The sequence below is a fragment of the Snodgrassella alvi wkB2 genome (assembly GCF_000600005.1).
GTDB classification, from domain to species: domain Bacteria; phylum Pseudomonadota; class Gammaproteobacteria; order Burkholderiales; family Neisseriaceae; genus Snodgrassella; species Snodgrassella alvi.
Map to the genome: position 1 here is coordinate 495,001 of NZ_CP007446.1, position 25,931 is coordinate 520,931.

Annotated in this window: 28 protein-coding genes; 26 read left to right on the top strand and 2 right to left on the bottom strand. The window is 43.0% G+C overall.

The genetic code is table 11. The features are described from left to right. The first annotated feature begins 192 nt into the window (after positions 1 to 192). The 4 genes from SALWKB2_RS02135 to speD are packed head-to-tail and all read left to right on the top strand — an operon-like array spanning position 193 to position 3,879. Positions 193 to 591, top strand: coding sequence for a DUF350 domain-containing protein (locus tag SALWKB2_RS02135; protein ID WP_025330045.1), 399 nt, complete (start codon positions 193 to 195; stop codon positions 589 to 591). A 32-nt stretch (positions 592 to 623) separates the two neighbouring features. After that, complete coding sequence (locus SALWKB2_RS02140; protein WP_080690425.1) at positions 624 to 1,667, top strand: SPFH domain-containing protein; 1,044 nt, start codon at positions 624 to 626, stop codon at positions 1,665 to 1,667. Between the two features lie 8 nt (positions 1,668 to 1,675). Further along, positions 1,676 to 3,514: a DUF4178 domain-containing protein gene (locus SALWKB2_RS02145; RefSeq protein ID WP_025330047.1), complete on the top strand. Its 1,839-nt coding sequence runs from the start codon at positions 1,676 to 1,678 to the stop codon at positions 3,512 to 3,514. Then, positions 3,502 to 3,879 (top strand): adenosylmethionine decarboxylase, encoded by a 378-nt coding sequence (gene speD, locus SALWKB2_RS02150; protein ID WP_025330048.1) that lies wholly within the window; start codon positions 3,502 to 3,504, stop codon positions 3,877 to 3,879. Before SALWKB2_RS02145 ends, speD begins: the two co-directional genes overlap by 13 nt. A gap of 286 nt (positions 3,880 to 4,165) precedes the next feature. On the opposite strand, the gene SALWKB2_RS02155 is transcribed toward speD, so the two are convergent. Next, entirely contained in the window at positions 4,166 to 4,972 is an 807-nt protein-coding gene (locus tag SALWKB2_RS02155; protein WP_038648650.1) for an outer membrane protein assembly factor BamD, read from the bottom strand. Between SALWKB2_RS02155 and rluD the strand changes: the two genes are divergently transcribed. The 20 genes from rluD (at position 4,971) to SALWKB2_RS02255 (ending at position 22,785) form a co-directional block, all read left to right on the top strand. After that, entirely contained in the window at positions 4,971 to 6,101 is a 1,131-nt protein-coding gene (rluD, locus tag SALWKB2_RS02160) for a 23S rRNA pseudouridine(1911/1915/1917) synthase RluD (RefSeq protein ID WP_025330050.1), read from the top strand. The two genes, SALWKB2_RS02155 and rluD, sit on opposite strands and share 2 nt — an antisense overlap. 9 nt (positions 6,102 to 6,110) lie before the next feature. Then, complete coding sequence (gene pgeF, locus SALWKB2_RS02165; protein ID WP_025330051.1) at positions 6,111 to 6,902, top strand: peptidoglycan editing factor PgeF; 792 nt, start codon at positions 6,111 to 6,113, stop codon at positions 6,900 to 6,902. 320 nt (positions 6,903 to 7,222) lie between these two features. Next, the gene (locus SALWKB2_RS02170; protein ID WP_025330052.1) at positions 7,223 to 7,750 is read left to right on the top strand and encodes a DUF6882 domain-containing protein; all 528 of its coding nucleotides are present in this window, start codon (positions 7,223 to 7,225) and stop codon (positions 7,748 to 7,750) included. Positions 7,751 to 8,152: 402 nt separating this feature from the next. After that, positions 8,153 to 8,884 (top strand): beta-ketoacyl synthase chain length factor, encoded by a 732-nt coding sequence (locus tag SALWKB2_RS02175; protein WP_025330053.1) that lies wholly within the window; start codon positions 8,153 to 8,155, stop codon positions 8,882 to 8,884. A 41-nt stretch (positions 8,885 to 8,925) separates the two neighbouring features. Then, entirely contained in the window at positions 8,926 to 9,651 is a 726-nt protein-coding gene (locus tag SALWKB2_RS02180; RefSeq protein ID WP_051506541.1) for a lysophospholipid acyltransferase family protein, read from the top strand. Between the two features lie 3 nt (positions 9,652 to 9,654). Continuing rightward, positions 9,655 to 9,912 (top strand): phosphopantetheine-binding protein, encoded by a 258-nt coding sequence (locus SALWKB2_RS02185; RefSeq protein WP_025330055.1) that lies wholly within the window; start codon positions 9,655 to 9,657, stop codon positions 9,910 to 9,912. Between the two features lie 37 nt (positions 9,913 to 9,949). Next, positions 9,950 to 10,207 carry an acyl carrier protein gene (locus SALWKB2_RS02190; protein WP_025330056.1) on the top strand — a complete coding sequence of 86 codons (258 nt, stop codon included), beginning with the start codon at positions 9,950 to 9,952 and terminating at the stop codon, positions 10,205 to 10,207. After that, positions 10,200 to 10,748 carry a COG4648 family protein gene (locus SALWKB2_RS02195; protein WP_025330057.1) on the top strand — a complete coding sequence of 183 codons (549 nt, stop codon included), beginning with the start codon at positions 10,200 to 10,202 and terminating at the stop codon, positions 10,746 to 10,748. The genes SALWKB2_RS02190 and SALWKB2_RS02195 overlap by 8 nt, the downstream gene beginning before the upstream one ends. A 2-nt stretch (positions 10,749 to 10,750) precedes the next feature. Beyond that, positions 10,751 to 12,454 (top strand): AMP-binding protein, encoded by a 1,704-nt coding sequence (locus SALWKB2_RS02200; RefSeq protein WP_038648653.1) that lies wholly within the window; start codon positions 10,751 to 10,753, stop codon positions 12,452 to 12,454. Then, positions 12,451 to 13,191, top strand: coding sequence for a glycosyltransferase family 2 protein (locus SALWKB2_RS02205; protein ID WP_025330059.1), 741 nt, complete (start codon positions 12,451 to 12,453; stop codon positions 13,189 to 13,191). Before SALWKB2_RS02200 ends, SALWKB2_RS02205 begins: the two co-directional genes overlap by 4 nt. Beyond that, a complete protein-coding gene (locus SALWKB2_RS02210) occupies positions 13,184 to 14,134 on the top strand; it encodes an LpxL/LpxP family acyltransferase (RefSeq protein ID WP_025330060.1) in 951 nt (316 codons plus the stop codon). Before SALWKB2_RS02205 ends, SALWKB2_RS02210 begins: the two co-directional genes overlap by 8 nt. Beyond that, entirely contained in the window at positions 14,118 to 14,567 is a 450-nt protein-coding gene (locus SALWKB2_RS02215) for an acyl-CoA thioesterase (protein ID WP_025330061.1), read from the top strand. Before SALWKB2_RS02210 ends, SALWKB2_RS02215 begins: the two co-directional genes overlap by 17 nt. Before the next feature lies 1 nt (position 14,568). Beyond that, positions 14,569 to 15,171, top strand: coding sequence for a LolA family protein (locus tag SALWKB2_RS02220; protein WP_051506370.1), 603 nt, complete (start codon positions 14,569 to 14,571; stop codon positions 15,169 to 15,171). Further along, the gene (locus SALWKB2_RS02225; protein WP_025330063.1) at positions 15,155 to 17,503 is read left to right on the top strand and encodes an MMPL family transporter; all 2,349 of its coding nucleotides are present in this window, start codon (positions 15,155 to 15,157) and stop codon (positions 17,501 to 17,503) included. Before SALWKB2_RS02220 ends, SALWKB2_RS02225 begins: the two co-directional genes overlap by 17 nt. Then, positions 17,490 to 18,743 carry an NAD(P)/FAD-dependent oxidoreductase gene (locus SALWKB2_RS02230; RefSeq protein ID WP_025330064.1) on the top strand — a complete coding sequence of 418 codons (1,254 nt, stop codon included), beginning with the start codon at positions 17,490 to 17,492 and terminating at the stop codon, positions 18,741 to 18,743. Before SALWKB2_RS02225 ends, SALWKB2_RS02230 begins: the two co-directional genes overlap by 14 nt. After that, positions 18,737 to 19,177 carry a hypothetical protein gene (locus SALWKB2_RS02235; RefSeq protein WP_025330065.1) on the top strand — a complete coding sequence of 147 codons (441 nt, stop codon included), beginning with the start codon at positions 18,737 to 18,739 and terminating at the stop codon, positions 19,175 to 19,177. The genes SALWKB2_RS02230 and SALWKB2_RS02235 overlap by 7 nt, the downstream gene beginning before the upstream one ends. Next, positions 19,170 to 20,390 carry a beta-ketoacyl-ACP synthase gene (locus SALWKB2_RS02240; RefSeq protein WP_025330066.1) on the top strand — a complete coding sequence of 407 codons (1,221 nt, stop codon included), beginning with the start codon at positions 19,170 to 19,172 and terminating at the stop codon, positions 20,388 to 20,390. The genes SALWKB2_RS02235 and SALWKB2_RS02240 overlap by 8 nt, the downstream gene beginning before the upstream one ends. After that, positions 20,371 to 20,838, top strand: coding sequence for an ApeP family dehydratase (locus SALWKB2_RS02245; RefSeq protein WP_025330067.1), 468 nt, complete (start codon positions 20,371 to 20,373; stop codon positions 20,836 to 20,838). Before SALWKB2_RS02240 ends, SALWKB2_RS02245 begins: the two co-directional genes overlap by 20 nt. Beyond that, positions 20,831 to 21,565, top strand: coding sequence for a 3-oxoacyl-ACP reductase FabG (gene fabG / locus SALWKB2_RS02250; RefSeq protein ID WP_025330068.1), 735 nt, complete (start codon positions 20,831 to 20,833; stop codon positions 21,563 to 21,565). Before SALWKB2_RS02245 ends, fabG begins: the two co-directional genes overlap by 8 nt. Continuing rightward, entirely contained in the window at positions 21,559 to 22,785 is a 1,227-nt protein-coding gene (locus tag SALWKB2_RS02255) for a beta-ketoacyl-ACP synthase (RefSeq protein ID WP_025330069.1), read from the top strand. The genes fabG and SALWKB2_RS02255 overlap by 7 nt, the downstream gene beginning before the upstream one ends. Here the strand turns inward: SALWKB2_RS02255 and SALWKB2_RS02260 are convergent. After that, positions 22,769 to 23,413 carry a 4'-phosphopantetheinyl transferase family protein gene (locus SALWKB2_RS02260; protein WP_025330070.1) on the bottom strand — a complete coding sequence of 215 codons (645 nt, stop codon included), beginning with the start codon at positions 23,411 to 23,413 and terminating at the stop codon, positions 22,769 to 22,771. The two genes, SALWKB2_RS02255 and SALWKB2_RS02260, sit on opposite strands and share 17 nt — an antisense overlap. Before the next feature lie 33 nt (positions 23,414 to 23,446). Here SALWKB2_RS02260 and SALWKB2_RS02265 point away from each other — a divergent pair, with 33 nt between their 5' ends. Both SALWKB2_RS02265 and SALWKB2_RS02270 read left to right on the top strand, forming a co-directional pair. Beyond that, positions 23,447 to 23,872 (top strand): hypothetical protein, encoded by a 426-nt coding sequence (locus tag SALWKB2_RS02265; protein ID WP_025330071.1) that lies wholly within the window; start codon positions 23,447 to 23,449, stop codon positions 23,870 to 23,872. A 239-nt stretch (positions 23,873 to 24,111) separates the two neighbouring features. Continuing rightward, the gene (locus tag SALWKB2_RS02270; protein ID WP_025330072.1) at positions 24,112 to 25,902 is read left to right on the top strand and encodes a 2-isopropylmalate synthase; all 1,791 of its coding nucleotides are present in this window, start codon (positions 24,112 to 24,114) and stop codon (positions 25,900 to 25,902) included. Positions 25,903 to 25,931 lie beyond the last annotated feature (29 nt).

Genomic DNA, 25,931 nt, shown 5'->3' on the forward strand with positions numbered 1-25,931 from the left:
ATCCTTTTATTCATTTTGTCTGCTTCAGGCACAGGCTGCTGTGAGGCATCCTGTCTGACTAAACTGTATATACTGATAAGGCAATAGTTATATTCAGATGTTAAATTTATGCATATTAAAGTAAATTCAATACTATACAAAATAATTATTATACGGTATGTTTAACATCAGAAATAATCGGGATAATAAATAATGACAATTCCTTTATTGCAATATCTCCAATATTTAAAATATTTTGCGGTGGCGCTATCCATGCTAATCGCATTTGCTTTGTTATATATGCGTATTACTCCTGTAGCTGAGCTGAAATTAATTAAACAGGGGAATATTGCCTGTGCTGTTTCGCTGAGCGGCTCAATGATTGGTTTTTGCATCACTCTGACTTCCAGTATGCTGCAATCAGTTAATCTGGTCAGTTTTATTATCTGGGGCATAGCAGCCATGATTATTCAGATTCTGGTGTATTTGATTGCTACATTGCTGATACCTAAAGCTAATCAGGAACTGGTAAATAATAATATTGCAGTCGGAATTCTGTTTTTTGGTTTGTCTGTGGCTATCGGTATTCTTAATGCTGCAGCATTAAGTTAATAATTAACTCTAATTTAAACTGGATACGAACAATGGTAATGAATTCAATTTTTGGCAGTAATGGTCTGGGTGGCTTCATTAAGAAACAATTTATTGACGTTATCCAGTGGGAAAATCCTGACCCGGATGTGTTAATGTGGCGGTTTCCCTTACAGGATCAGGAAATTCAGAATGGTGCCGCTCTGGTGGTGCGTGAAGCACAGTCTGCTCTTTTTGTGGATGAAGGTCAGATTGCAGATCAGTTTGGTACAGGAACATTTACCCTTAATACCCAGAATCTGCCTTTACTCACCAATCTGAAAAACTGGAGTAAATTATTTCAGTCTCCATTTAAATCGGATGTGTATTTTTTCAATCTGCGTCAGCAATTATCCAGACGCTGGGGGACTGCACAGCCGGTTACCATTCGCGACAGTGATTTTGGCGTCATCGCTGTACGCTCGTTTGGCATGTACACTTTTCGCATTGCCCAGCCGGCAGTTTTCTTTCGTGAAGTAAGCGGTGTCTGTGAAGAATACCGAACTGAAACATTGGAAGAGCAGCTGCGTAATCTAGTTATTACTCAGATGGCCACTGCTTTTGGCAATTCTTCTATTCCTTTTCTGGATATGGCTGCTAACCAGCTAATGCTGTCACAGCAAATGATAACATTACTAAAACCGGCTTTTGCAGAGCTCGGACTGGAGCTGGAAAAGTTTACTGTGGAAAGCATTACTCTGCCGGAAAATCTGCAAAAGCGCCTCGATGAGCGTATCGGCATGGGTATTGTCGGGGATATAGCACGTTACACCCAGTATCAGACTGCACAGGCCATTCCGCTGGCAGCGGAGAATGAAGGCGGTATTGCCGGAATTGGTGCCGGACTGGGGGTCGGTATGAATATAGCCACTGTGATGACTTCAGGTCTGACCGGAACGGTGGCTGCACAGACTGCACCGGCCGGTAGTACTGAAAACGGAACTTCAGATTTAACTGCCCGGCTCGCGCAACTGAAAACATTGCTGGAGCAAAACCTGATTAGTCAGAATGATTATGATACTGCCAAGGCTGAGATTATCAAAAAAATCACCGGTTAATTCGCAGTATGAATAGTTCATCCTCTTATCTGCTGCACACAAGCTGTCCCAGCTGCGGGGCTGAAATCGGAATCCGTTCAGCCACCGCAGTCACTGCGGTTTGCGGCTATTGTCATTCTGTTTTATTAGTTAATCAGAATAAACTGCTTCAGTCAGGGCGCCATTCTGCAGTATTGAATGATTTATCTCCGCTGCAAATCGGTACTACCGGTAAGTGGCAGGGTAAGTCATTTATTCTGATCGGGCGTATTCAAGTACATTATGAAGCAGGTTTATGGAATGAGTGGCATGCACTGTTAGAAGATGGCAGCAGTGCATGGCTGTCTGAAACTAATGACCGTTTTGCTTTTACCCGTTTGCAGCCGGCATCTGCCGGTGAGGAAAAATTACCCGAATTCAGTAGTCTGAAAGTCGGTAAAACATTTTTTAAGTATCAGTCACGTTGGTATGCTGTAGCTGATATTCACAAAACCAGCCGCGGTCAGTATGTGGCTGAAGGTGAGTTACCTGTATCGCTGCCAAATTCTGAAACAGCACTGGTAGCTGATTGCCGTAATGGTTTGTCATTTATTACGCTGGATTACTCATCCGGTCAGCAACAGCCTGAAGTATTTGCAGGCCGGGGAGTGACCCTGAAATCACTGAAACTGCAAAACACTCGCAGAAAAGAACAGATACGCAGCCAGGCCGGTTATGTAAAAGGCAGAACTAAAAGAGGTAAATGCCCGAGTTGCGGCGGTGAAATTCTCTGGGTAAGCGGGGTAACCGATTACGTACTATGCCAGTATTGCCACGGTCAGATGGATATGAGTGAAGACGCGGCATTACAGAAAAACATCAGTGAGAAGCGTGAATGGTATGAGCGTCAGTTAACCATTAAAATTGGCAGCAAAGCACGTATCAACAATGAAGACTGGTGGGTACTGGGTGCAATGATACTGGTGGAATTACCAGTACAGATAGCTTTTCCGGATGTACCTTTGTATGTTCAGGTTATGCGTGAAGAGACAGAGGAAGAAGACAGTCTTGGCTGGACTGAATATCTGCTTTACTCACCCAGAAAAGGCTTTTTATGGCTGCTGGAGCTGGAAAATAATCAATGGGCAATGTCTTCAACACTGGAGGATTGGCCTATTTTAAACGGACCATTACAACCGCTCGATTTAAAAAGAGAAGATATTCCGTTTTTATATGATTATGCTGCCCATGTAATGTATGCTGCCGGTGCATTTTACTGGCAGGTTGCTCCGGGCGACAGAATGTATTATATCGATTATGGTTGCAAGGCGCATAAACTGTCTACAACGCTCACGGACAACGAACAATCATGGTCTGTGGTCAGCACCATCCCTGCTTCTCTGGTGGCTGCATGGTTTCAAAATGATAAAAATATCAGTATTAAAGCAAAACCCCTTGAGCGGGATAAAGCTGTTGAAATTGTGCGTGAACATCAAGGCATTAAAGCAAAAGATTTTAATGCCGACAATATCAGAAAATGGTCCCGGCAAACCTTTATAAATTCTCTGTTTAATATTTATAACCCTAATTTCTGGATAGCTTTATTTGTTGTTTTAAATTTACCGGTAATTTTTATAATATTGGTCGGCGGACCGGCTGATTATGACTATGGAATTGATGCGGTGCTAGTGTTTATATTTGCTTTTAGTTTACTGTCGACTGTGCCCAAATTAAAAACTCGTCAATTAAATAAAACCAGAAAATATAATATTTATATTGCTGCAATACTATTAATTGCATTTACATGGATAGATTATGCCGCGCATGAAACAGATACAAACTCTTCGGGCGGGCATTATTATAGTAGCAGCGGGCGATGGCACAAATAAAACAGCTTAGTCATAGTGTAGGGCAGCACTGTTTACTGGATGTTTATCAAACAAACGGTAACTGGTTGCAGGATGCTGTTGCCATCGAAGAATTATTGCGTCAGGCTGCGCAGGCAGCACAGGCGCATATTCTTACCAGTCATTTTCATACTTTCGGCGGCAATGGTGGTGTTACGGGTGTATTGTTATTGGCTGAATCACATATCAGTATCCATACATGGCCTGAACATCACTATGCTGCCATTGATATATTTATGTGCGGACAGTTACTGACTGAAGCTGCTGTGGCAAAATTACAAAAATTATTACCGGATGCACAGATGCAGATTCGCTGGTTGGCACGCGAATATTTGCCAAAAGTATAAAATTTTTCTGAACTGAAATCAGGGTAACAATAATCAGAACATACTTTTCAATTTCCGAAACGATGCCTGCAGAAATTCCGAGCATATTGAATAAATATTTGCTGTAAAAAAGAATACAGATTACTTGTATTTGTAAGTCCTGATGACTTCTGTGCACCATGTGCAATAACTATCCAGAGCAGAATAATCAATTGCGCATATACAAAAAATCAGACCAATACCTGCGAATTGGTCTGATTAAGAAGTGTAGCTTATCTGAGACTGAGTACCGGAATATCAGCCGTAATTACTTCCAGTAACGCCACCATGGAATGGTATTGTGATCCTGCCATGGTTTCTGTAAATACGGGCTGTTCGGGAAATTCTGTGCCAGTACACGTTTGGTATCATCACTGAGTTTCTGCTCGCCCAGATTTGCATATGCTGAAACCATGATTGCCAGAGCTTCTTCAACATTTGGCGTATTCTGAAATTGAGAAATGACAGTCTGTGCCCGTCCTACCGCAGCAAGCCACGCACCGCGCTTCATATAATAGCGTGCCACGGAGAGTTCATTACCACCCAGTGCATCCAGCAGTTTCTGCATTTTGGCACGGGCGTCGTCAGCATATTTGCTCTGTGGAAAATACTGTACGAGCAGAGCAAAAGTAGCATAAGCTTCACGGTTTGCTTTAGGATCGCGGTCAGACCAGTCCTGTTTTGCCAGTTTGCTGACAAATGATTTGTCTTCATTGAGCTGAATCAGCGCTTTCAAATATAGCGCATAATCCATATTCGGATGTTGCGGATAAAGACGCTGGAACTGTTCAATAGCTGCCAGTGCCTTATCGTTCTCATCATCCTTATAATAAGCATAAGCCGTATCCAGCTGAGCCTGTTCGGCATAAGAACCATAAGGAAAACGTGCCTGCAGAATTTCGTATAATTTCTCTGCATGAGTATAATTACGGTGCATCAGCTCATCATGTGCTTCATTGTACAGACGCTGAACTGACCAGTCCTGGGTAATCTGGGAATCTTTATCTACCGTACTTGTGCTGGCACAGGCACTCAGTAACAGGCCTAAGGCCACCGCCAAAAACAAATTTTTCATGAAAGACACTTCTTTGTTAGAGAATGATGACGATTATAACGATGATTTGCCATTTACGGCAGATGATAGTACACAAAGTTATAAAAATTGGACAGTACCTAATGAACTGGCCGGCCTGCGTCTGGATGCCGCACTGGCAAAACTAGCGCCAGAATTTTCCCGCAGCCGGCTGACTGCGTGGATAAAAGACGGCCATGTCACAGTCAATGGCAGCGTAGTCCCGCCCAAGTATAAACTGATAGGCGGCGAAGCCATACAGGCAGCCATCCAGCAGGATGAAAGTCAGCTGGCTTTCATACCGCAGGCTATGTCACTGGATATTATATATGAAGATGATAGTGTACTGGTACTGAATAAACCGGCCGGGTTGGTTGTACATCCTGCAGCAGGAAACTGGCAGGGCACATTACTCAATGGTCTGCTCGCGTATTGCCCGGTACTGACACAAGTACCACGAGCCGGTATCGTGCACCGTCTGGATAAAGATACCAGCGGATTAATGGTTGTCGCCAAAACCATAGTCGCACAAACTCATCTGGTTCGTCAGTTACAGGCACGGACAGTCAAACGTACCTATCGTGCTGTTGCTGACGGGGTAGTGCCGTTTGATGGTAAAATTGAAACACTGATCGGACGTGATCCGCATAATCGTACCCGTATGGCTGTTGTCCCTTTTGGCGGCAAAGAGGCCATTACGCATGTTAAAGTACTCGAACGTTATGCCGATTTCAGCTATATCGAATGTCAGCTGGAAACCGGCCGTACTCATCAGATTCGCGTGCATATGAGAGCTGCCGGACATCCGCTTGCCGGAGATGCTCTTTATGGTAATCCGCGCCATCACGCCACAACAGAAGTCAGAGACGCTATTAAAATGCTGGCACGTCAGGCACTGCATGCCTACCGGCTGAGTTTTATTCATCCGCAAACTCAGGAGAATATGCAATTTGAAGCTCCGTTACCGGCTGATATTTATCATTTACTGTCTGTACTGCGTTTACAGGCTGGCATGGACTCTTCCATTAAAACAGAAGATCAATGGCAGCAGCGGCTGAGTGCGGAAGCAGCAGAAGATGATGACTGGGACGACGATGATTATGATGTGGATGTTATTTATGTACGCGAATAGGACAGAGGAATGAATCAATGGGACATGAATCAGGCACTCGGTCTGAATCAGAATAAAAATGTCTTTTTTAATGCACAATGGCCGGCACCAGCCAGTGTGCATACCCTGTTTACAACACGTCAGGGCGGTGTGAGCCAGCCACCGTTCAATTCCTTGAATGTCGGAGCACATGTCGGTGATAACGCAGATGCCGTGCAGCATAATCGTGCATTAGTACAACAACAGGTAGCAAAACCTCTGGCTTATCTGAATCAGGTGCACAGCGCAGATGTTATTAATGCTGTGTCTGCGTTAACTGCATTGCAGTCAGGTACACCGGCCAATGCTGATGCAAGCTTTTGTCACCGCGGCGAATCGGTAGCCTGTGCGATTATGACAGCCGATTGTTTGCCGGTATTATTGTGTGACCGTGCCGGAACTGTAGTTGCTGCTGCACATGCCGGCTGGCGCGGACTGGCAGACGGAGTATTGCAGAATACTGTAGAGGCTATGCAGGTTAACCCTCTGGAAATATTAGCTTACCTTGGTCCTGCAATCGGGCCGGAAGCTTTTGAAGTCGGCGCTGATGTATGGGAGGTGTTTTGTCTGAAACAGCCAAAGGCACAGACTGCATTTACGGATATTGGTAACGAGCACTATCTGGCTGATATTTATGCTCTGGCACGGCTGGCTCTCGCAGATGCCGGTGTGCATCAGGTATATGGTGGAACGGAATGTACCGTATTGCAGCGTGAGCGTTATTTTTCTTATCGTCGAGACGGGAAAACCGGCCGTATGCTCAGTGCAATCTGGCTCGAATAAAACCGCAATGGATTAAATTGCTTACAAATTGAATTCATTTTTTAGCCAGAGCATCAATGTTTTATAGAAAATAATCAACTTAAAAAATAAATCGTAGATGCTTCTGGCGAAAAATTTAATCCGGTCATGCATGCTAATAAAGTGGTAAATATCTGATAATAAATGCTTAATAATATTGTAAGTATATACTTTGTTTAGTTAACTATAAAAAACTGATTTAGAATTTAATAATTATCGTGATATAATTCAAGTAGTTATAACAATCAATAAATATATAAAATAATTTTTTCTTAACCAGTATTATAAACAGGGGATAAAACATGGGTAATTTCTTAAAAAAACTTTTTGGCAGCAAAGAAAAAAATACTGATCAGCATACAACAGAGCTTTCCGAGCCAGAGCTTACCATTGCACGCGCAAATAACGAGATACAATTACGCACGCAGATAGCAATAGATACTTGGGGTCTTGATACCGCTGAATGGAGTGCAGACCTTGATACCGGTACGATTACTTTTGTCAGTCATGAAAAAAAACTGATGGTAACTGCCCCAGTACAAATAGTTGGTACATACAATACTGAAGACAATACCTGGTTATGGGGATGGGATCATCCGTCAGTCAGTGAATCGCTCAGTGTAGCTGCACAAAAAGTACGAGATTTTGGTACAGAATATCATCTGGAAGCACTCACCACTCGCAAACTTGAGATTTCTATGGAAGATGCATGGGGATTTGCTGCACTTGCGTGTTACCTCAGCGGTGGTGAAGGCTGCTATACCGGTTCGGCAGACACAACGAAAATATTCATGGTCTATGGTACGGTAACAATAAGTAATAAAGACTAACTAGCAAACTATTATCGAAGTAATCAGTAAGATTAGATGTGCATTGCTTTGCGGATATGACATTGAAATTTACATAAATAAGCGCTTTAACAGAGGAGCGCGGCTTTTATATGCTGATAGGTATACACTAATATCTGCAAATACATTAATTTAAAATCTAAATAATAATTAACACTTAATTTAAATTTAAAATTACTTTTAACCTTTTACTCTTAATGTTTTTAATCATTAACTATTAATTATTTAGGGTCTTTAATATTGCATAATCAAATACTTTAGATTTTGCCAGATATATCGAAATTAAATAGATTCAAATGACATTAACAATAAACAAAAATATTTTATTGTTTATTGTTATATATTTACATATAATGTCAAGTTTATAAGATTTTCAACAGATATATGAAGTTTTCGATATCTGACTGGCATGCTGTTAGTCCTTTTCATCATACGCCGGAAGACTGGCAAAAATGGGTTGCTCAGCGCAGAAATATAGGTGATTTACCGGCTAAAGATGTGGATTTATCTTTTTTGCCGGCAATGAAAAGACGTCGCTTAGGCTCTGCTGCTCGTTTGATGTTTGCTGCGTCATGGCCGCTGCTGCAAGAGGATGCTTCCTGTCCGGTAGTTTTTGTTTCTCATGATGGTGAGATCAACCGCAGTTTTCAATTGTGGAAAAGCCTGATACAGCAAGAAGAGTTATCACCCACTTCGTTTGCCTTATCAGTACATAATGCCATTATCGGACAATGGTCGCTGATGCGGGGTGATATGAGCGAAAGTATTGCGCTGACTGCCAGATACAATGGTTTGGAAATCGGAGTTACTGAGGCTGTAGGTCTGCTGGAAGAGGGGGCATCACAGGTTTTGGTAGTTGTAGTAGAAGAACCTCTGGCTGAGGAATATAACGTAGCCGCTGTACGTGCTCCGTTTCCGCTGGCACTGGGGTTAATTATTACCAGAGGTGAACAGGTAAGCCTGACTTATTCAACAGCAGATACTGGCAACGAATTATTATCTGGTGAACTGAATTATTACAGTAGTGCACTGGAATGGATTACACAGCAGATTACAGCGCAACCCGTGCGTCATCAATCTGCAGAGCAAGGTATCTGGCGGTGGCAAATTGGTTAACAGATTGGTGTAACTGGCTGTGGCGCTGGTGTGCAACAGCAATGGGTTTTGTAATTTTTGGTGTATTCGGGCTGCTGTTTAAAATAATTCTGTGGCCTTATACCTTACCTGCTGTAAGAAAAAATGCAGATAGCCAGATAAAAGCGCGACGGCTGGTTGCATCTGTCTGGGCGGCATTTATCCGTTATCTGAGTATCACAGGAGTTATTGCTGTCCGCTATCATGGTTTTGAACGTTTGGGTCGCCCCGGGCAACTGATTCTGGTGAATCATCCTTCATTACTGGATGTTGTGTTTATGCTGGCCAAGGTGCCGGTGCTCAACTGTATTGTTAAGAAGGATTTGTTGCGTAATCCGGTAATGAAAAGCTCGATACTTGCCTGTGGATTTTTACCGAATGATGAATCTTTACAGGTTATTGAGGATGCGGATGCAATACTGCGCAGCGGGCAGAGTATGCTGATTTTTCCTGAAGGCACACGTACCGGATGGGATAATAAAATTTGTTTTAATCGTGGTGCTGTGTCTATCGGATTACGCAGTGCCAGCGTAATTACCCCGGTCGTGATTGTCATGAATCCGCCGGCGCTGAAAAAATACCAACCCTGGTATCAGGTACCAAAACAGAAAATTCATTATGATTTTTATGTTGGTGATGATATCGATCCACAGCAGTGGTTACAACACAAACCTTTGCCAATTGCGGCAAGACAACTTAACCAGCAGTTGCAGGAATATTTCCAGCAGGAATGCAGTAGAAGAAAGTAGTAAATGAGCGATTTAGTTATTCAGATTAAAGAATTAATTATTGACAGTTTAGGGCTGGAAGATATCACAACAGATGATATAGGTGATGATATGGCCTTATTCGGGGATGATGGTCTAGGACTGGATTCAGTAGATGCTCTGGAGTTAGGTCTGGCCATTCAGAAAAAATTTGGTTTGCAAATGGAAAATGACAGCAGCCAGCTGCGCGAGTATTTTTTTAGTGTTAATACACTAGCAAATTACATCCAAAGCAAACGTTAAAGATAACCTGTTTTTATTTTAAAAGGGAAACCTGTGTATGACTGAACAGGAAATTTATGCCATTCTGGCAAATGCACTGGAAAATCTGTTTGAAATTGCTCCAGAGCGAATCAAACCGGAAGCAGATTTATTTGCAGATTTAGAAATTGACAGTATCGATGCTATTGATCTGATTGATTATATCAAGCGCCAGACTGGACACAAATTACAGGCAGAGGATTTTCGCAATGTGCGTACGGTAGCTGATGTAATTCAGGCAGTCATGAACAAGGCCAAACAGGCCGAGAATGCCTAAATTATATCCGGTAATTAATACTGTACTCGTTCTGGTCAGTATCCTTTATCCGTTTATCTGGTATTTTGGTCAAAAATACACCGGTGTTATTCCGGTTGCAGTATTGATGGCGCTGATCTGGCTGTTACGGGCATTATTTAACCGTCAGCCATTACAAAAGCTGTTGTCATGTGCAGTAATGTTACTGTTTATCGTTTTAGCATGGCTGCATTCAGCTAAAGCCATGTACTGGTATCCGGTAATGGTAAGTGCGCTGCTTTTGCTGGTATTTGGTGCAAGTCTGTATAGCCGGCAGTCCTTAATTGAGCGTCTTGCCCGCTTACAGCGTCCTGATCTGCCTGCTTCAGGTGTGCGCTATACCAGACGTATTACTCAGATATGGTGCGGTTTTTTTTGTGTGAATATCATAATTACCGCTGGTTTGATTACCGGTGAATACTGGCACGCATGGACTGTATATACAGGGCTGATTTCTTATCTGCTGATGGGAATACTGTTTGGCGGAGAGTTTCTGTATCGGCGGTTAATATTAAAAATATAAATATGATGACGTCAGAGCAATTCTGGGCAGAGCGGGCCCGAAGTCAGGCTTTATTTACTACTGGTCAGAGCAGCCTGAGCTGGCAGCAGTCCATGGCACAAATAGCGGCGTTAAGCCAGTATTTATCTGATCATTCTGTCAAACGTGCCGGTCTGTATTTTGATGATAATGCTCATTTTGCTATCGCTTTACTGGCATGTGTGCAGGCCGGTACAGATGTTTATCTGCCAGCTAATCTTTCTGATGAAAATGCTCAGTGGCTGGAGCAGACTGTAGATATTTATCTGTCTGATGAAATTGATAATAAACTGAATATTCCTTCATTACCGGCATCTGCATGGAATTCACAGGGCTACACTGAATCTGACAGAAGGCCGATAAATAATATCGCGGTATTTTTGCAAACATCAGGTTCTACCGGTAAAGCCAAACTGATTAAAAAAGACTGGAACGTATTGTGTCTTGAAGCACAAATTCTGGCAGCGGTATTACCGGATTCAGTTATCAAAGACCGGCCGGTTGTGCTGGGCAGTGTCAGTGTACAGCATATGTATGGGCTGAGCTTTCTTATTATGCTCAGCATGTATCTGGGATTGCCGCTTTATCGCCAACGCCTTATTTTTCCGGAGTTATTGCTGGTAACTAGTCAGGCTTTTAAAAAAGTGATCTGGATCAGCAGCCCGACTTTACTGCATACATTCCGGCAGACTCATGATATCTCTCTGGCTAAAGGGCATGTGAGTGCTGTTATTTCTGCCGGCGGAATACTGGCACAAACCAATAAAGATTTTTTGCTTGAACATATCTGTTCTGAAGTAATTGAAATTTATGGCAGTACTGAAACTGGCGCAGTAGCCAGTCGAATCAAACAGCCATACTGGCAGTTTTTTCCTGATATTAGTTATAGCGTTAGTCAGAATGGTTTGTCTGTTCAGTCGCAGCGCTGTACTACCGAGCAATTACTGGCTGATGCAGTGGTGGAGCATGAGAATGGTTTTGATTTGTTAGGCAGGATAGACCGGATTATCAAACTGGCAGATAAACGTATTTCCCTTATGCAACTGGAAAATCAGCTTATGCAGCATGAATGGGTTGCTGATATTCATATTCTAAAGCATCCTGAGGGTACTCATCTTGCTGCATGGGTGGCTTTGACCGATGCCGGCGTTCGTGAATGGTGCAAGCAGGGACGCAAAGTTATTATTCATCAGTTAAAAAACTATCTGGCTAAAAGTCAGGAAAAAATTGCCTTGCCGCGCCATTGGCGGTTTACAACAGTGTTACCGCGCAATTTACAAAGTAAACTGAATCCGGAGGATGTGCAACAGGCCATTTTACAGCCAGTTATCAACCCTGTTGTTCTGGATCAGAAAATGATTTCTGCAGATGAATACTGGTTACGGATTCAGGTACCTTTGGATCTGGAGTATTTCAAAGGTCATTTCGATGTATTTCATCTGGTACCGGGCGTTATTCAGATTAAATGGATAATAGAGCTGCTACAACAATGTTCATGGCTGGTTCAGGCACCGTTACAGATGGAAAATCTGAAATTTCAACATTTTCTCCGGCCGGCAGATGTTGTTGAACTGGTATTTAAGCGTGATTGTGTCCGCAGAAAAATTTCCTTTCAATGCACAATGCAGGATAAAAAAATTACTTCCGGCCGGTTAGTGATACCTGATAGTGAAAGTGATGCATCATGAGACTGCTGGCATTGATTCCGCATTATAACCATTTGCATACAGTAGGTAAGGTGGCTCAGTCGATGCTGGGCTACGGGATAGATTGTCTGATTGTAGATGACGGTTCTGATGAAACAATTCGTACGCAATTACGTGAATTATTACAACCCGGTATTGAAATAATTTATCGTGCCTGTAACGGTGGCAAAGGTGCTGCGGTTAAGGATGGCATAAAGTATGCTGCTGTACATGGCTATACACATATTTTGCAGGTGGATGCTGATGCACAGCATTGTCTGGAAGATACGCAAAAACTGATAACTGCCGCTGAAGCACAGCCTCATGCAGTTATTTGCGGGCGACCGGTTTACAATGACGATACACCAAAAGCACGTCTTTATGGACGTAAAATTACTAATTTCTGGTTGGCAATAAATACGTTATCAATGGATATTCAGGATGGAATGTGCGGATTCCGTATTTATCCGCTGGTTCCTACCATTGATGTGATCAGAGAAAAAAATATCGGTAATTACATGGATTTTGATGCTGAGCTGCTGGTGTATCTGCATCGGCGGGGCTGTGTCTTTATTTGGATTGATACGCCGATTACTTATGCTTCCGATGGTATTTCCCATTTTCGGGTCTGGAAGGATAATGTTTTGATTTCCAGAATGCATGCACGCTTATTTTTCAATATGCTATTGAGTTTACCGGAGATTTTACGAAATCGCAGAAAAAGGAAGCTCCATGGCTAATTCAATTCGCCACTGGGCTAATCAACAGGAACGGGGAAGTAGCTTTGCCTTGCTTCTGACCCGTTATCTGGTTAAATATTGTCCTGTACTGCTTTTGTCACCGATAGTTTGTATAGTAGTGGCATATTTTTATCTGACCGCGTCATCGGCACGTCGAAATGTTGCCTGTTATCAGCATTTATTAGCAAAAAGCCATACAGAGCTGTCCCGGATTCTGTCCATAAAAGGATCTGTATTCTGGCAGTTTTATGCTTTTGCTCAGGCTATAGTCGACCGCTTCGCGGTCTGGCAGGGGCGCATCAGATATGAAGATCTGATTATTCATGATCCGGATAATCTTACTCAGTATATTGATCAGCCTGTTGCAGGTACTACGGGACAGATATTTGTCTGTTCACATTTGGGTAATACAGAAATTTGCCGTGCATTAGTCAAAAAGCATAAAAGTCTTATACTGAATGTGCTGATTCATAGCAGCCATGCAGTGAAATTTAATAAGGCTTTAAAAGACGCCGGTGCTTCACGGATTCGTTTAATTCAGGTGACATCTCTGGATACAAAGGTAATGATGGAGCTGAATGAAAGAGTGCAGCGTGGTGAGTGGCTGGCTATTGCTGCTGACCGTGTACCGGTAAGAGGAGAGAAAATTGTAGCCATCCCATTTCTTGGGCAGACAGCAAACTGGCCACAGGGACCATGGTTATTAGCCGGATTATTAAAAGTACCAGTCAATACCTTGTTCTGTTTTAAACAGCAGGGTAAGTATCATTTACATATTCAGCGTTTTGCAGCAAATGTGAACTGGAAACGGCAAAAAAGAGAGCATTGTATTAAACAATATGTTCAGCAATATGCTCAATTGTTAGGTACTTATTGCTGTAAAGCACCAAGACAATGGTTTAATTTTTTTGATTTTTGGAATCAGGATGACAGGGCAATATAAGCAGTTACGGCACAGTGTGATTATTGAAGTACCTTTCTTTGATGTCGACTCAATGGATATTGTCTGGCACGGACATTATGTCAAATATCTGGAAGTAGCACGCTGTGCTTTTTTAAGTGCTATAGGCTATGATTACAATGTCATGAAAGCCAACGGTTATGGCTGGCCGATTGTGCAACTTAATCTCAAGTATGTACGACCGGCTGTTTTCGGACAGAAAATCCGCGTTGAAGTTGTATTAAAAGAATATGAAAGCTGTTTGAAGTTTGATTATGTCATTAGTGACATAATCAGCGGCAAAAAGCTTACCAAGGCATCAAGTATGCAGGTTGCTGTGTGTATGCGGACACGAGAAACTCAGTTTCAGACGCCGGAAAGCTGGTTACAGGCAGTGCGGAGTGCCATGCAAAATGGTTTGAAAGGGGAAGATTAATATGTTGAGAAAAATTTTATTTATTTGCTGGTGTTGCCTGTTTAGTGGATTGTTATGGGCTTTTGATTTAACTGAGTTACAAAATCAATTGCAACGGCCGCAAAATATAAAAGGTGATTTCACGCAGCAGCGTTTTTTGCGTGGTACCAATAAACCCATTATTGCACAGGGACAGTTTGTACTGGTACCAAAAGCCGGCTTATTATGGCAGATGAAAAAACCTTTTGCAGATACCATGAGGGTGCGTAAATCAGGTATTGATCAGCTAAACGCCAATAATAAATGGATTGCCAGCAAACAATCAGCCAGTGCGCAAAAAAATCAGGTAAAGCTTTTTCTGGATCTGCTTGCCGGGCAAACCAATAGCATACAAAGCCAGTTTACTATGCAGTTGCAAGGTACTGCTCAAAACTGGAAATTACAATTACAGCCGAAAAGTGTATTGATGAAACAAATTTTCACCAGAATTGATATTCAGGGTGATGAGTCGGTGAAAAAAATTATACTGTCTGAAGTACAGGGCGATCGTACGGAAATTACATTTTCCGCTTTGAAAATTAATACAGCCCTGAACAGGTTTGAGCAAAATGCCGTTTTACCGTAAACGCGTCTGGGCTGGTCTTTATTTACTGCTGATATTTTTTGTGGCGGGAGCGTTATTTTATAGCTTTCTGCAACAGAATCGTCTGGATACTGATTTAACCAGCCTGTTGCCTGATGACGGGCAGAATACACAGGCACAGCAAATGGCTAAAATGCGCATGAATCAGCGCATGAACCGTGATATTGTGGTTTTAGTGGGCAGTAAATCGCCTGACAAGGCGGTTGAAGCGGCACAGATGATTCAGCAAAAATGGCAGGATAGTCATATATTCCAGTCTGTTACAGGTAAACTTGAGCCAGATGTTGCCGCTTTGCAGGCCAGTATGCAACGACTGAGCCTGGCTGTTGTTTCAGAACAAAGCTGGCGCAATATTATCAATCAACCTGAAGAAGCTTTTGCCAGACAGGCGCAAACACTTGTTAATCCGTTTGCTGAGCGTAGCATATTGCCTGTTGACCAGGACTGGCTCGGATTGGGTAACATCATTATGCATCAGGCCAGTCAGGACGGACCTGTTTATTATAATTTTCAGACAGGCTGGCTGAATATAGATGATGGTGATACTACATGGGTTTTATTACGGGCGCGTTTACCGGAAAAAGCCGGACTGATTAATGTACCAGATGGTCTTCTTAAAGTAATTCATGATACTCAGGCATCTCAGGATGTGCAGGTACTGATGGCTGGTGGTGCTATTTTTGCCGCAGAAAATAAAGCCACCGGAGAGAAGGAAAGCCAGTATATGAGTATACTGGGTATGGGTTTAACTTTTCTGCTGCTGTTGTTGCTTTTCCGCAGTCTGCGTATTTTATATTTGTTGCTTCCTCTGGCAGTAGGTATCTTATTTGGTCTGGCAGCTACCGTAATGCTCTTCGGACATATCCATATTCTCACTCTGGTAGTGGGAACCAGTCTGATGGGTGTATTGCTGGATTTTCCTTTGCACTGGCTGGCCAGTGGCGTGATTCAGCAGCAATGGAATCGCTGGCAGGCTTTACATATTGCAGCTAAAGCCTTTTTATTAAGTTTGATTATTACTTTACTGGGTTATGCGGCTTTACTGATTACACCTTTGCCGATATTGCAGCAGACGGCGATATTTTCTGCTGCTGCGCTGATTAGTGCATTTTTATTCAGCTTACTTTGCTTACCTGCATTTTTTTCTACTACTCAGGCATATATCTATCCTCAGGCTTTGAGTGCCATGTTGTCTTTCGGTAAATTTATTGTCCGCAAGAGGCAGATTATGGTACAGAAAAAATGGCCGGTATTACTGATTCTGCTGCTTATGGGCGGAGGCTTATTAAGGCTGAACACTCAGGATGATATCCGCCAGTGGGCTAATCTGTCACCACAATGGATGGCACAGGCACAAAAAATCGGTTTACTTACTCAGACGATGCCGTCCGGACAGTATTTTGTATTACAGGCAGATAATGATGATGAATTGTTACTGAAAAGTCGTACTCTGGGCAAATCATTACAGGATTTAGTTATACAAAAACAATTATCCGGTTTTCAGTCTCTTGATCAGTGGGTTATGCCGTTTAGCATCCAAAAGCAGCGCCAGCAGGATGTAAGTCGTCTGTTAAGCAATACAGATAACTGGCGTGATTTAGTTAATTTGGGCATAGATGAACACAGTATCCGGGATTATCTGACTGGTTTACAAAAACTACCTTTGCAAACAATTTCTCAAAGTCTTGATAATGAACTGGGAACCGCATGGCAGGATTTGTATCTGGGCAAAATGAGTAACGGAAAAGTTGCGGCTATTGTCAGTTTGTCAGGAGTAAGTCAGGTTACTGCTTTACAGAAGCTGGCCGACAAAAATAACGGTATTTATTTTGTCAATAATTTACAGGCATTAAATCAGTTATTTACACATACGCGAAATCAGGCAATTGTATTGAAGATAGCTTCTTATCTGGTAGCCATCGTATTGCTGGCTTATGCTTTTGGCTGGCGTAAAGGACTTTTAATGCTGGCTGTACCTGTTCTGTCTTCATTAGCCTGTCTGGCTGTATTTGCTTATGCAGGCTGGCCATTGTCTTTATTTGCTATTTTTGGTCTGTTTCTGGTTACGGCAATAGGTATGGATTATGCAATCTATGTTTCTGTTAAACAGATGGCAGTAGCCGAACGTCTGGCCGGTGTATTGCTGGCTGCGACAACAACAATGATTTCGTTTGCTATTCTTGGTTTCAGCGCAACTCCGGCTATTGCCAGTTTTGGTCGCAGTGTTGCTCTTGGGGTATTTTTTAGCTTGATACTGGCTCTGGCCTTGCTGCCTGGAGCCGATAACAGGGGGAGGTGTAATGAGTCAGTTTGATGTGGTAATAATTGGTGCCGGTCCGTCCGGATCTATTGCCGGTGCTTTATTAAATAAAAAAGGTTATCGGGTTTGTGTACTTGAAAAACAAGTTTTTCCCCGGTTTGTGATTGGTGAAAGCCTGTTACCTCATTGCATGGAATTTATTGCAGAGGCCGGAATGCTAGAAGCAGTAAATGCAGGTGTTGCCGATGGTTTCCAGTTTAAAAATGGTGCGGCATTTAGCTGGGGTAATCGCTATACCACTATAGATTTTACCGATAAGTTTTCACCGGGTCCGGGTACTACCTTTCAGGTAATGCGGGGACGTTTTGATCATATTCTTATTAGTGAAGCACAGAAACAGGGCGTAGAAGTTCGTTTTGAGCACAGTGTTAACGGAATTGAGTTTGAGGAGGATGCTGCTGTTCTGTCAGTAACGGATACACAGGGAGTGCCTTACCAGATTCGGACGCAATTTGTGCTGGATGCCAGCGGATACGGACGGGTATTAGCAAAATTGCTTGATCTGGAACAGCCGTCTTCCTTGCCTGAACGCATGGCTTATTTTACTCATATTGATGATAATGTTACAGATCCGGTATTTGACCGTAACAAAATTCTGATATGTACCCATCCAGATTTACGTGATGTGTGGTTCTGGTTTATTCCGTTCAGTAACAATCGTACCTCTATTGGTGTGGTCGGCTTGCCGGAATGTCTGAACAATCATGGAGCAGAGGGTGCGGAGGCTATTTTACAAAAATTTGTCAGTGAAGTGCCAATGCTCAAACGCATTCTGGTCAATGCACAATGGCACAACGATGTACCATTCCGGACCTTACGCAATTATTCTGCTAACGTTAAAAGTCTGTATGGAAAACGCTTTGCTTTATTAGGAAATGCTTCAGAATTTCTTGATCCGGTTTTTTCATCCGGCGTAACGATTGCCATGCATTCGGCCAAACTGGCTACAGATGTGTTGCACCGGCAGTTTTCCGGAGAAACAGTAAACTGGCAGCAGGATTTTGCTGATAAATTACAGATAGGTATTAACACCTTTAAGACTTATGTCAATGGCTGGTATAGCACAGCTTTTCAGGATGTTATATATGCTGAAAAAATTAATCCTGAAATCAGACGCATGATAAGCTCTATTCTTGCCGGCTATGCATGGGATGAAACCAACCCTTATGTTATCAATTCAGAACGTCGTCTGGCTGTTCTGGCAGAAATTTGTGGTCAAGCCAAAATATGTTAAAGAATTTTGTTATTTGGCTGATGATGTTATTTTGTCTGAGCGCCTGTCAAAGTTTACCTGTGATTGATTCGTTACCGGTATTGAAGCAAACGCTCACTTTGCAGGTTACAGATAAAGATGGCAGTAACAGTCTGCTGTTAATAGAACCGTTGTCGGAGCAGCAATGGCGGTTTGTACAGGTTGATGGTTTAGGTGCGCCGATATCCAGACAGATTCTGCAACAGGGAAAATGGCATAATGACGGTTTTTTACCTCCTAATCCCAAAGCACGTCAGCTATTTACTGCTGCCTATGTTTATCTTGGTCATCAGTATCACTGGTCTGTACCTGCTGAACTGAATGATGTAAGAGTTTCTTCTGGTACAGATGGTATGGCTGCAGAAATAGAATGGCATAAACAGCATTGGAAAATCCGGGAGGTGACTGATGAATAAACCGGTTTTTCTAAGTCGTCCTGCTATGGTCAGTGCTCTCGGCTATGGTGTGCATGAGCATATAAGTGCTTTGCTGGGTGAAGCAGACAGCTATCTTACCCGTAGCGATTTCTGGGTAAACGGTAAATCATATTTATTCGGATCAGTCCAGACAGCATTAAGACCTTTTCCGGCCGGATTGAATCCGGATTTCTGTAGTCGTAATAATCAGTTGCTCTGGCACGCACTTTTACAGATTGAAGATGACATTCAGGCTGCCATTACTGAATATGGGACCGATCGGGTAGCAGTTGTACTCGGTACATCGACAACTGGCAGTGATGATAACAGGGCCGCTATTGAGTATGGTTTTACGCGGCAGGACTGGGCAAACAGTGGTTATAATCAGACCTTGCAGTTAATGTCTTCACCGGCAGATTTTGTGGCTGAGATGTATCAGTTGCGTAATGTCCGCTATGGTATATCAACTGCCTGTACTTCAGGAGCACGAGCACTCATAAGTGCGGCACGGTTATTGCGTACTGGTATGTGCGACGCTGTAATTTGTGGCGGAGTAGATACTCTTTCAGCGCTGACTATTAATGGTTTTCATGCATTACAGGTATTATCTTCCGGGCAATGTCAGCCATTTACCGCCATGCGTGATGGTATCAATATTGGTGAAGCAGCAGCTGTATTTGTAATGACCCGGAATCCGTCCAGAGGTCTGCCTCTATTAGGATATGGTTCAAGCAGTGATGCCTATCATATGTCCAGTCCGCGACCTGATGCAGAAGGAGCCAGAAAAGTAATTCAGCAGGCTTTACTTAAAGCACAGTTGCCGGCCAGTGCTATTGGCTGGGTTAATCTGCATGGTACTGGCACTACTCAGAATGATGCTATGGAAGCGCTGGCTATTCATAACGAATTGGGTGAGGAAGTATCCTGTGCTTCAACTAAAGCACTTACAGGTCATACACTTGGAGCAGCAGGTGCACTCGAAGCAGCTTTCTTATGGACAGTAATCAGTCGCCAAATTAATCCTGATGGTAAATTACCCCCGCATCGGGCAAAAACAAATCTTGATCCCGAATTAGCATTCATTCATCTGACACAATTTCAGGAAGCATTCAATGCTGATAATCCGCGCATCGCATTAAGTACTTCATTTGCCTTTGGTGGTAATAATACCGCACTGATTATGGGGAGCAATAATGCAAACCCCGATTTATGATGTGGCTTCCCTGTTGCCACATAGTGGCAAAATGGTGTTACTGGATGAAATCGTAAATTATGATGAACATAGCTTAACAGCCTATGCATACGTAAAACCAAATCAGATCCTGGTTACGGGAGAATGTCTTCATTCATGGGCAGCAATGGAAATCATGGCTCAGGGCGTAGCGGCATGGGCTGGCGCATTAGCCCATGACGCCGGTGAACCGGTACGTCTGGGATTTTTGCTGGGAACAAGAAAGCTTCAGCTTTATTTTTCAGCATTACCAGTACCCGTTATCTTGCAGATTAAAATTCATGCTTCTTTACAGGATACAAACGGCTTTGGCGTTTTTGACAGCCAGTTATGGCTGTGTGATGAAGCCAGAAATCCGAATCAGTTACTGGCGGAAGCAGCACTTAATGTATACAGTCCTACTGAAAATGATCTAATACATGATGAATAATGATAAAACCATTCTGGTTACCGGTTCCGCGCGCGGAATCGGCAGAGCAATCGCACTGACGCTGGCTCAGGCTGGCTGGGATATTGTGCTGCATTGTCGCAGCCGGCGTGCTGATGCTGAAAAAGTAGCTGCTGAAATAGCGGCATTTGGCTCTCACAGCCGCATACTGACTTTTGATATCAGTGACCGGCAAGCCTGTCAGGAAGTTTTACTAAATGATATAGAACAGCATGGTGCTTATTATGGTGTAGTACTGAATGCTGGTATTACCCGTGATAACGCTTTTCCGGCATTAAGTAACGATGACTGGGATCAGGTGCTGGATACCAATCTGGATGGTTTTTTCAATGTACTGCATCCGCTGATGATGCCTATGATACGCCGGCGGAAAGCCGGGCGTATTGTTTGCGTTGCTTCTGTTTCCGGAATAATAGGTAATCGGGGACAGGTAAATTACAGTGCATCCAAAGCCGGTATGATTGGGGCAGCCAAGGCACTGGCAGTTGAGCTGGCCAGACGCAAAATTACTGTTAATTGTGTAGCGCCCGGGCTGATCGAAACAGAAATGATTGATGAACATGTACCTGTTGCTGAGATTCTGAAGGCTATACCTATGAATCGTATGGGACGGGCTGAGGAAGTAGCCCATGCAGTAGCTTTTCTGGTATCAGAGCAGGCTGCTTACATTACCCGGCAGGTGCTGGCTGTAAACGGAGGTTTATGTTGAGACGTGTTGTGATTACAGGCATGAGCGGTGTCAGCGCGCTGGGAAATGACTGGTCTACAGTTAAAAGCGGTTTGCTGGCTTATAAAAATAAAGTAGTCCGTATGGAAAGCTGGGATCGGTATCAGGATTTAAATACCAGACTGGCTGCGCCGGTGACAGACTATTCTCCTCCTGCACACTGGACGCGCAAACAACTGCGCAGTATGGGAAAAGTAGCCCAGATGTGTACACAGGCTGCTGAAAATGCACTGGCAGATGCAGGACTGCTCGGAGATGAGTCTATTAAGGACGGGCGGATGGGTGTAGCATGTGGTTCGTCTACAGGCAGTCCGCAGGATATTCGCGACATCAGCGAACTTGTTCTTAATGGCAGCTCTGCAAATTTTAATGCCAATACCTACGTACGTATAATGCCGCATACTACGGCTGCTAATCTGTCAATTTTCTTTGGTCTGACCGGAAGGGTAATTCCTACATCCAGTGCCTGTGCTTCAGGTAATCAGGCAATTGGTTATGCTTATGAAGCAATTAAATCTGGCAAAATTGATATGATGCTAGCCGGAGGTGGTGAGGAATTATGTGTTTCTGAAGCTTTCGTGTTTGATTCGTTATATGCAACAAGCTTGCGTAATGAGAATCCGGAGCTATCACCAAGTCCTTATGATGCTGATCGTGATGGTCTGGTTATTGGTGAAGGTGCAGGTATTCTTGTACTGGAAGAGTACGAAATGGCTAAAGCACGCGGAGCCAGAATTTATGCTGAAGTTGTGGGATTTGCCTGTACTAGTGATGGCTCGCACATCACCCGACCGGAACGTACGACAATGCGCCGTTGTATGCAGATGGCACTTGAAGATGCGCATCTGCCGCCTGCTGAGGTTGGTTATATTAATGGTCACGGTACAGCAACTGAACAGGGAGATATTGCGGAAACTCTTGCTACGGCGGATGTATTCGGATATGTGCCGATCAGTTCGCAAAAAAGTTATCTTGGACATACTCTTGGCGCCTGCGGTGCACTGGAATCATGGTTTTCAATTCACATGATGAATGAAGGCTGGTTTGCACCAACTTTGAATCTTAATCAGATTGATAGCCGGTGCGGTGAGCTGGATTATATTGTCAACAAAGCCCGCAAAATTGATACAGAGTTTGTTATGAATAATAATTTTGCTTTCGGAGGGGTAAATTCATCTCTGATATTTAAACGGATGAGCTAACGGGCCATTGATGCCAGTTAAATTTGTAGTTATGCCAGTGACCAAATCCATAAGTACAATTTAACGGGGATGCAGAGCAGACAGCAGGATAGACTACACTGATATGCCAGCAATTATCGACAATACAGCTGTATGCCTGAACCGGATTATCCAATGCCGGAATATAAATTCCATCATATCCGTCAGGTATTAAATTATATTGGTGCATATCAGATAACTGACCATGTCTGACTTTAATCAATGCTTCTTTAAGCGTCCATAACTGGTAGAAAGAGCAAGATAGATTCTGCTGTTCAGATAGCCATTTCTGTTCGTTATCTGTACAGCAGAGCTTTGCCAGTGATATAAAATCACGTTCCTGTGCATACTCCATATCAATACCTGGAATATGCTGTATTGAAGAACAGGCGATTAAACCGGCAAAACCTTTCTTATGTGTTAGAGAAAGCCGTTTATAGAAAGCTGAAAGTTGCTGTTTCAAAAACCGGCTGCTTTGCCAGTCGGTACGCTGAGCTAAATGCGGATTTTTCTGTAAACGCTGTTTGTCTGCCTGATCCAGTTTCAGGTTACTATATTGTCCGGAGACTTCGGATGATGCAAGCAAAATCAGACAATCTTGATTCATCATGTAGTACACTTCATTAATTAAAAGGAGTAAGGAATGAAAAAGTTTTCTAAAGTAATAACGCTGGCAGCATTGCTGGCTTGTGTGTCTGCTGCTTATGCACGTGATGATAAATTGCTTTTGTCTATTCAGGATGCAATTAATGCACCGGAAGCTGCACAGGTATTGAATCCGAAAATAAAAGTTTATTTTGCTCAGAGTTCCGGACGGGTAGTGCGTGCCGGTCTGGTTAGCAACCGTAAAACCAATAGTGTAGGCAAAACAGATGAAGAAGCCTGCCGTTGGGCATTTCTATCTGCTGTAAAACAGCTACAGGAACAGGCCGTTGCACATAATGCCAGTAAAGTAACCAATATTGTCAGCTATTATAAGAAAAACAGTATGGCTAGTACAAAAGAATATGAGTGTCATGCCGGCGGAGTGGTTGCAGGTGTTGCTCTGAAAGGGGATCTGGCAAATTAAAATCACAGCTGTTTGCCATACAACCGCCATTTATCTGAATAAAAGATAAACCGGCGGTTTTTTATCACAAGTATAAACTCAAAAATAATTATCTCTCTTTTGTCTAAAATGTCTAAATAAAATTATTCTATTAAGAAAAATAGAAATTTAACTTGCTTTAATGTCTAATTTTACGTATATTAGCTTAACGGAATATATTGTAGCACAATAAAATGAGTAAATTGGACAAAAGGTCAGTTATGCAATTGAATATAGACCGCTTAATTGCCTATTTTGGTGGCGTCAATGCTTTGGCAGAAGCACTCAAACAACATTATCCGGATAATGCTGCTTCTACAGCTGCTATTTATAAATGGCGTAAGCGTGGTTCATTACCATTAAATCAGTTACAAAAAATTATTCTGATGGCTGAGAAACAAAATAAGCCGCTGGATATCAATGCATTTATGCAACACAATAACACTACCTTGGAGAGACCAAGAATGACCAGTACCAATAATCGAGTCATTATATTTGACACCACCCTGCGCGATGGAGAACAGTCGCCGGGTGCAGCCATGACCAAAGAAGAAAAAATCCGCATCGCACGCCAGTTGGAGAAGTTAGGTGTAGATGTCATTGAGGCAGGATTTGCTGCTGCCAGTCCGGGTGATTTCGATGCTATTCACAGTATTGCCGAAATTATTCAGAATGCCACGGTATGTTCACTGTCACGAGCTAATGAACGAGATGTACGTAAGGCCGGCGAAGCCATTGCACCGGCAAAGCGCAAACGCATTCATACTTTTATTGCTACCAGCCCGTTGCATATGGAACATAAACTGCGCATGAAACCGCAACAGGTTAAAGAAACCGCAGTTAAAGCAGTAAAAATTGCACGTGAATATACTGATGATGTGGAATTTTCCTGCGAAGATGCATTGCGCAGTGATATCAATTTTCTTGCCGAGATTTGTCAGGCAGTTATTGAAGCAGGTGCTACTACCATCAATATTCCGGATACAGTGGGTTATGCCATTCCTTTTCAGACTGAAGCATTTTTCCGTGAATTGATTCAGAAAACACCCGGCAGTGATAAGGTTATCTGGTCGGCACACTGTCATAATGATCTGGGGCTGGCCGTAGGAAACTCACTGGCCGCAGTAAGTGGTGGTGCACGACAGGTAGAGTGTACTATTAATGGTCTGGGTGAACGGGCAGGTAATGCCAGTCTGGAAGAAGTAGTCATGGCACTGAAGACCCGTCACGACATTTTTGGTCTGGAAACCAATATTGATACCACACAAATTGTTCCTACCTCAAAAATGGTTTCTACAGTTACCGGGTATCCTGTCCAGCCAAATAAAGCCATTGTAGGCGCTAATGCTTTCGCCCATGAGTCCGGTATTCATCAAGATGGAGTGCTGAAATGCCGCGAAACTTATGAAATTATGTCGGCTGAATCAGTTGGCTGGAGTACAAACCGGCTTACACTGGGTAAACTTTCCGGTCGTAATGCTTTCCGGACTAAATTACAGGAGCTGGGTATCGAGCTGGATAGTGAAGAAGCACTGAATGCAGCCTTTGCCCGCTTTAAAGAGCTGGCAGATAAAAAACGTGAAATTTTTGATGAAGACTTGCATGCGCTGGTTTCAGATGAGCTGGTTAGCCGTGCACCGGATCGTTACAAATATGTATCTCTGAGTATTCACAGTGAAACCGGAGAAGAGCCGGTGGCAGAAATTGTTTTTAATCTGGACGGAAACGAAAAACGGGCCAGCGGTCATGGTTCAGGACCGATAGATGCGGTATTCAAAGCCATTGAGTCTAAAGTTAACAGTTCTGCCGATTTACAGCTTTATTCGGTAAATGCGATTACTGCTGGCCCTGAAAGTCAAGGTGAAGTAACCGTGCGTTTATCACGCGAAGGCTATATAGTTAATGGCCAGGGAGCTGATACCGATATTCTCGTCGCCAGTGCCAAAGCTTATTTGTCTGCTTTGAATAAGCTGGATAGTCAGCCGCGGATTAAAGCTCAGGGGGTGATTTAATCAGTGTAAAGCAAGTTAAAAGACTTAAA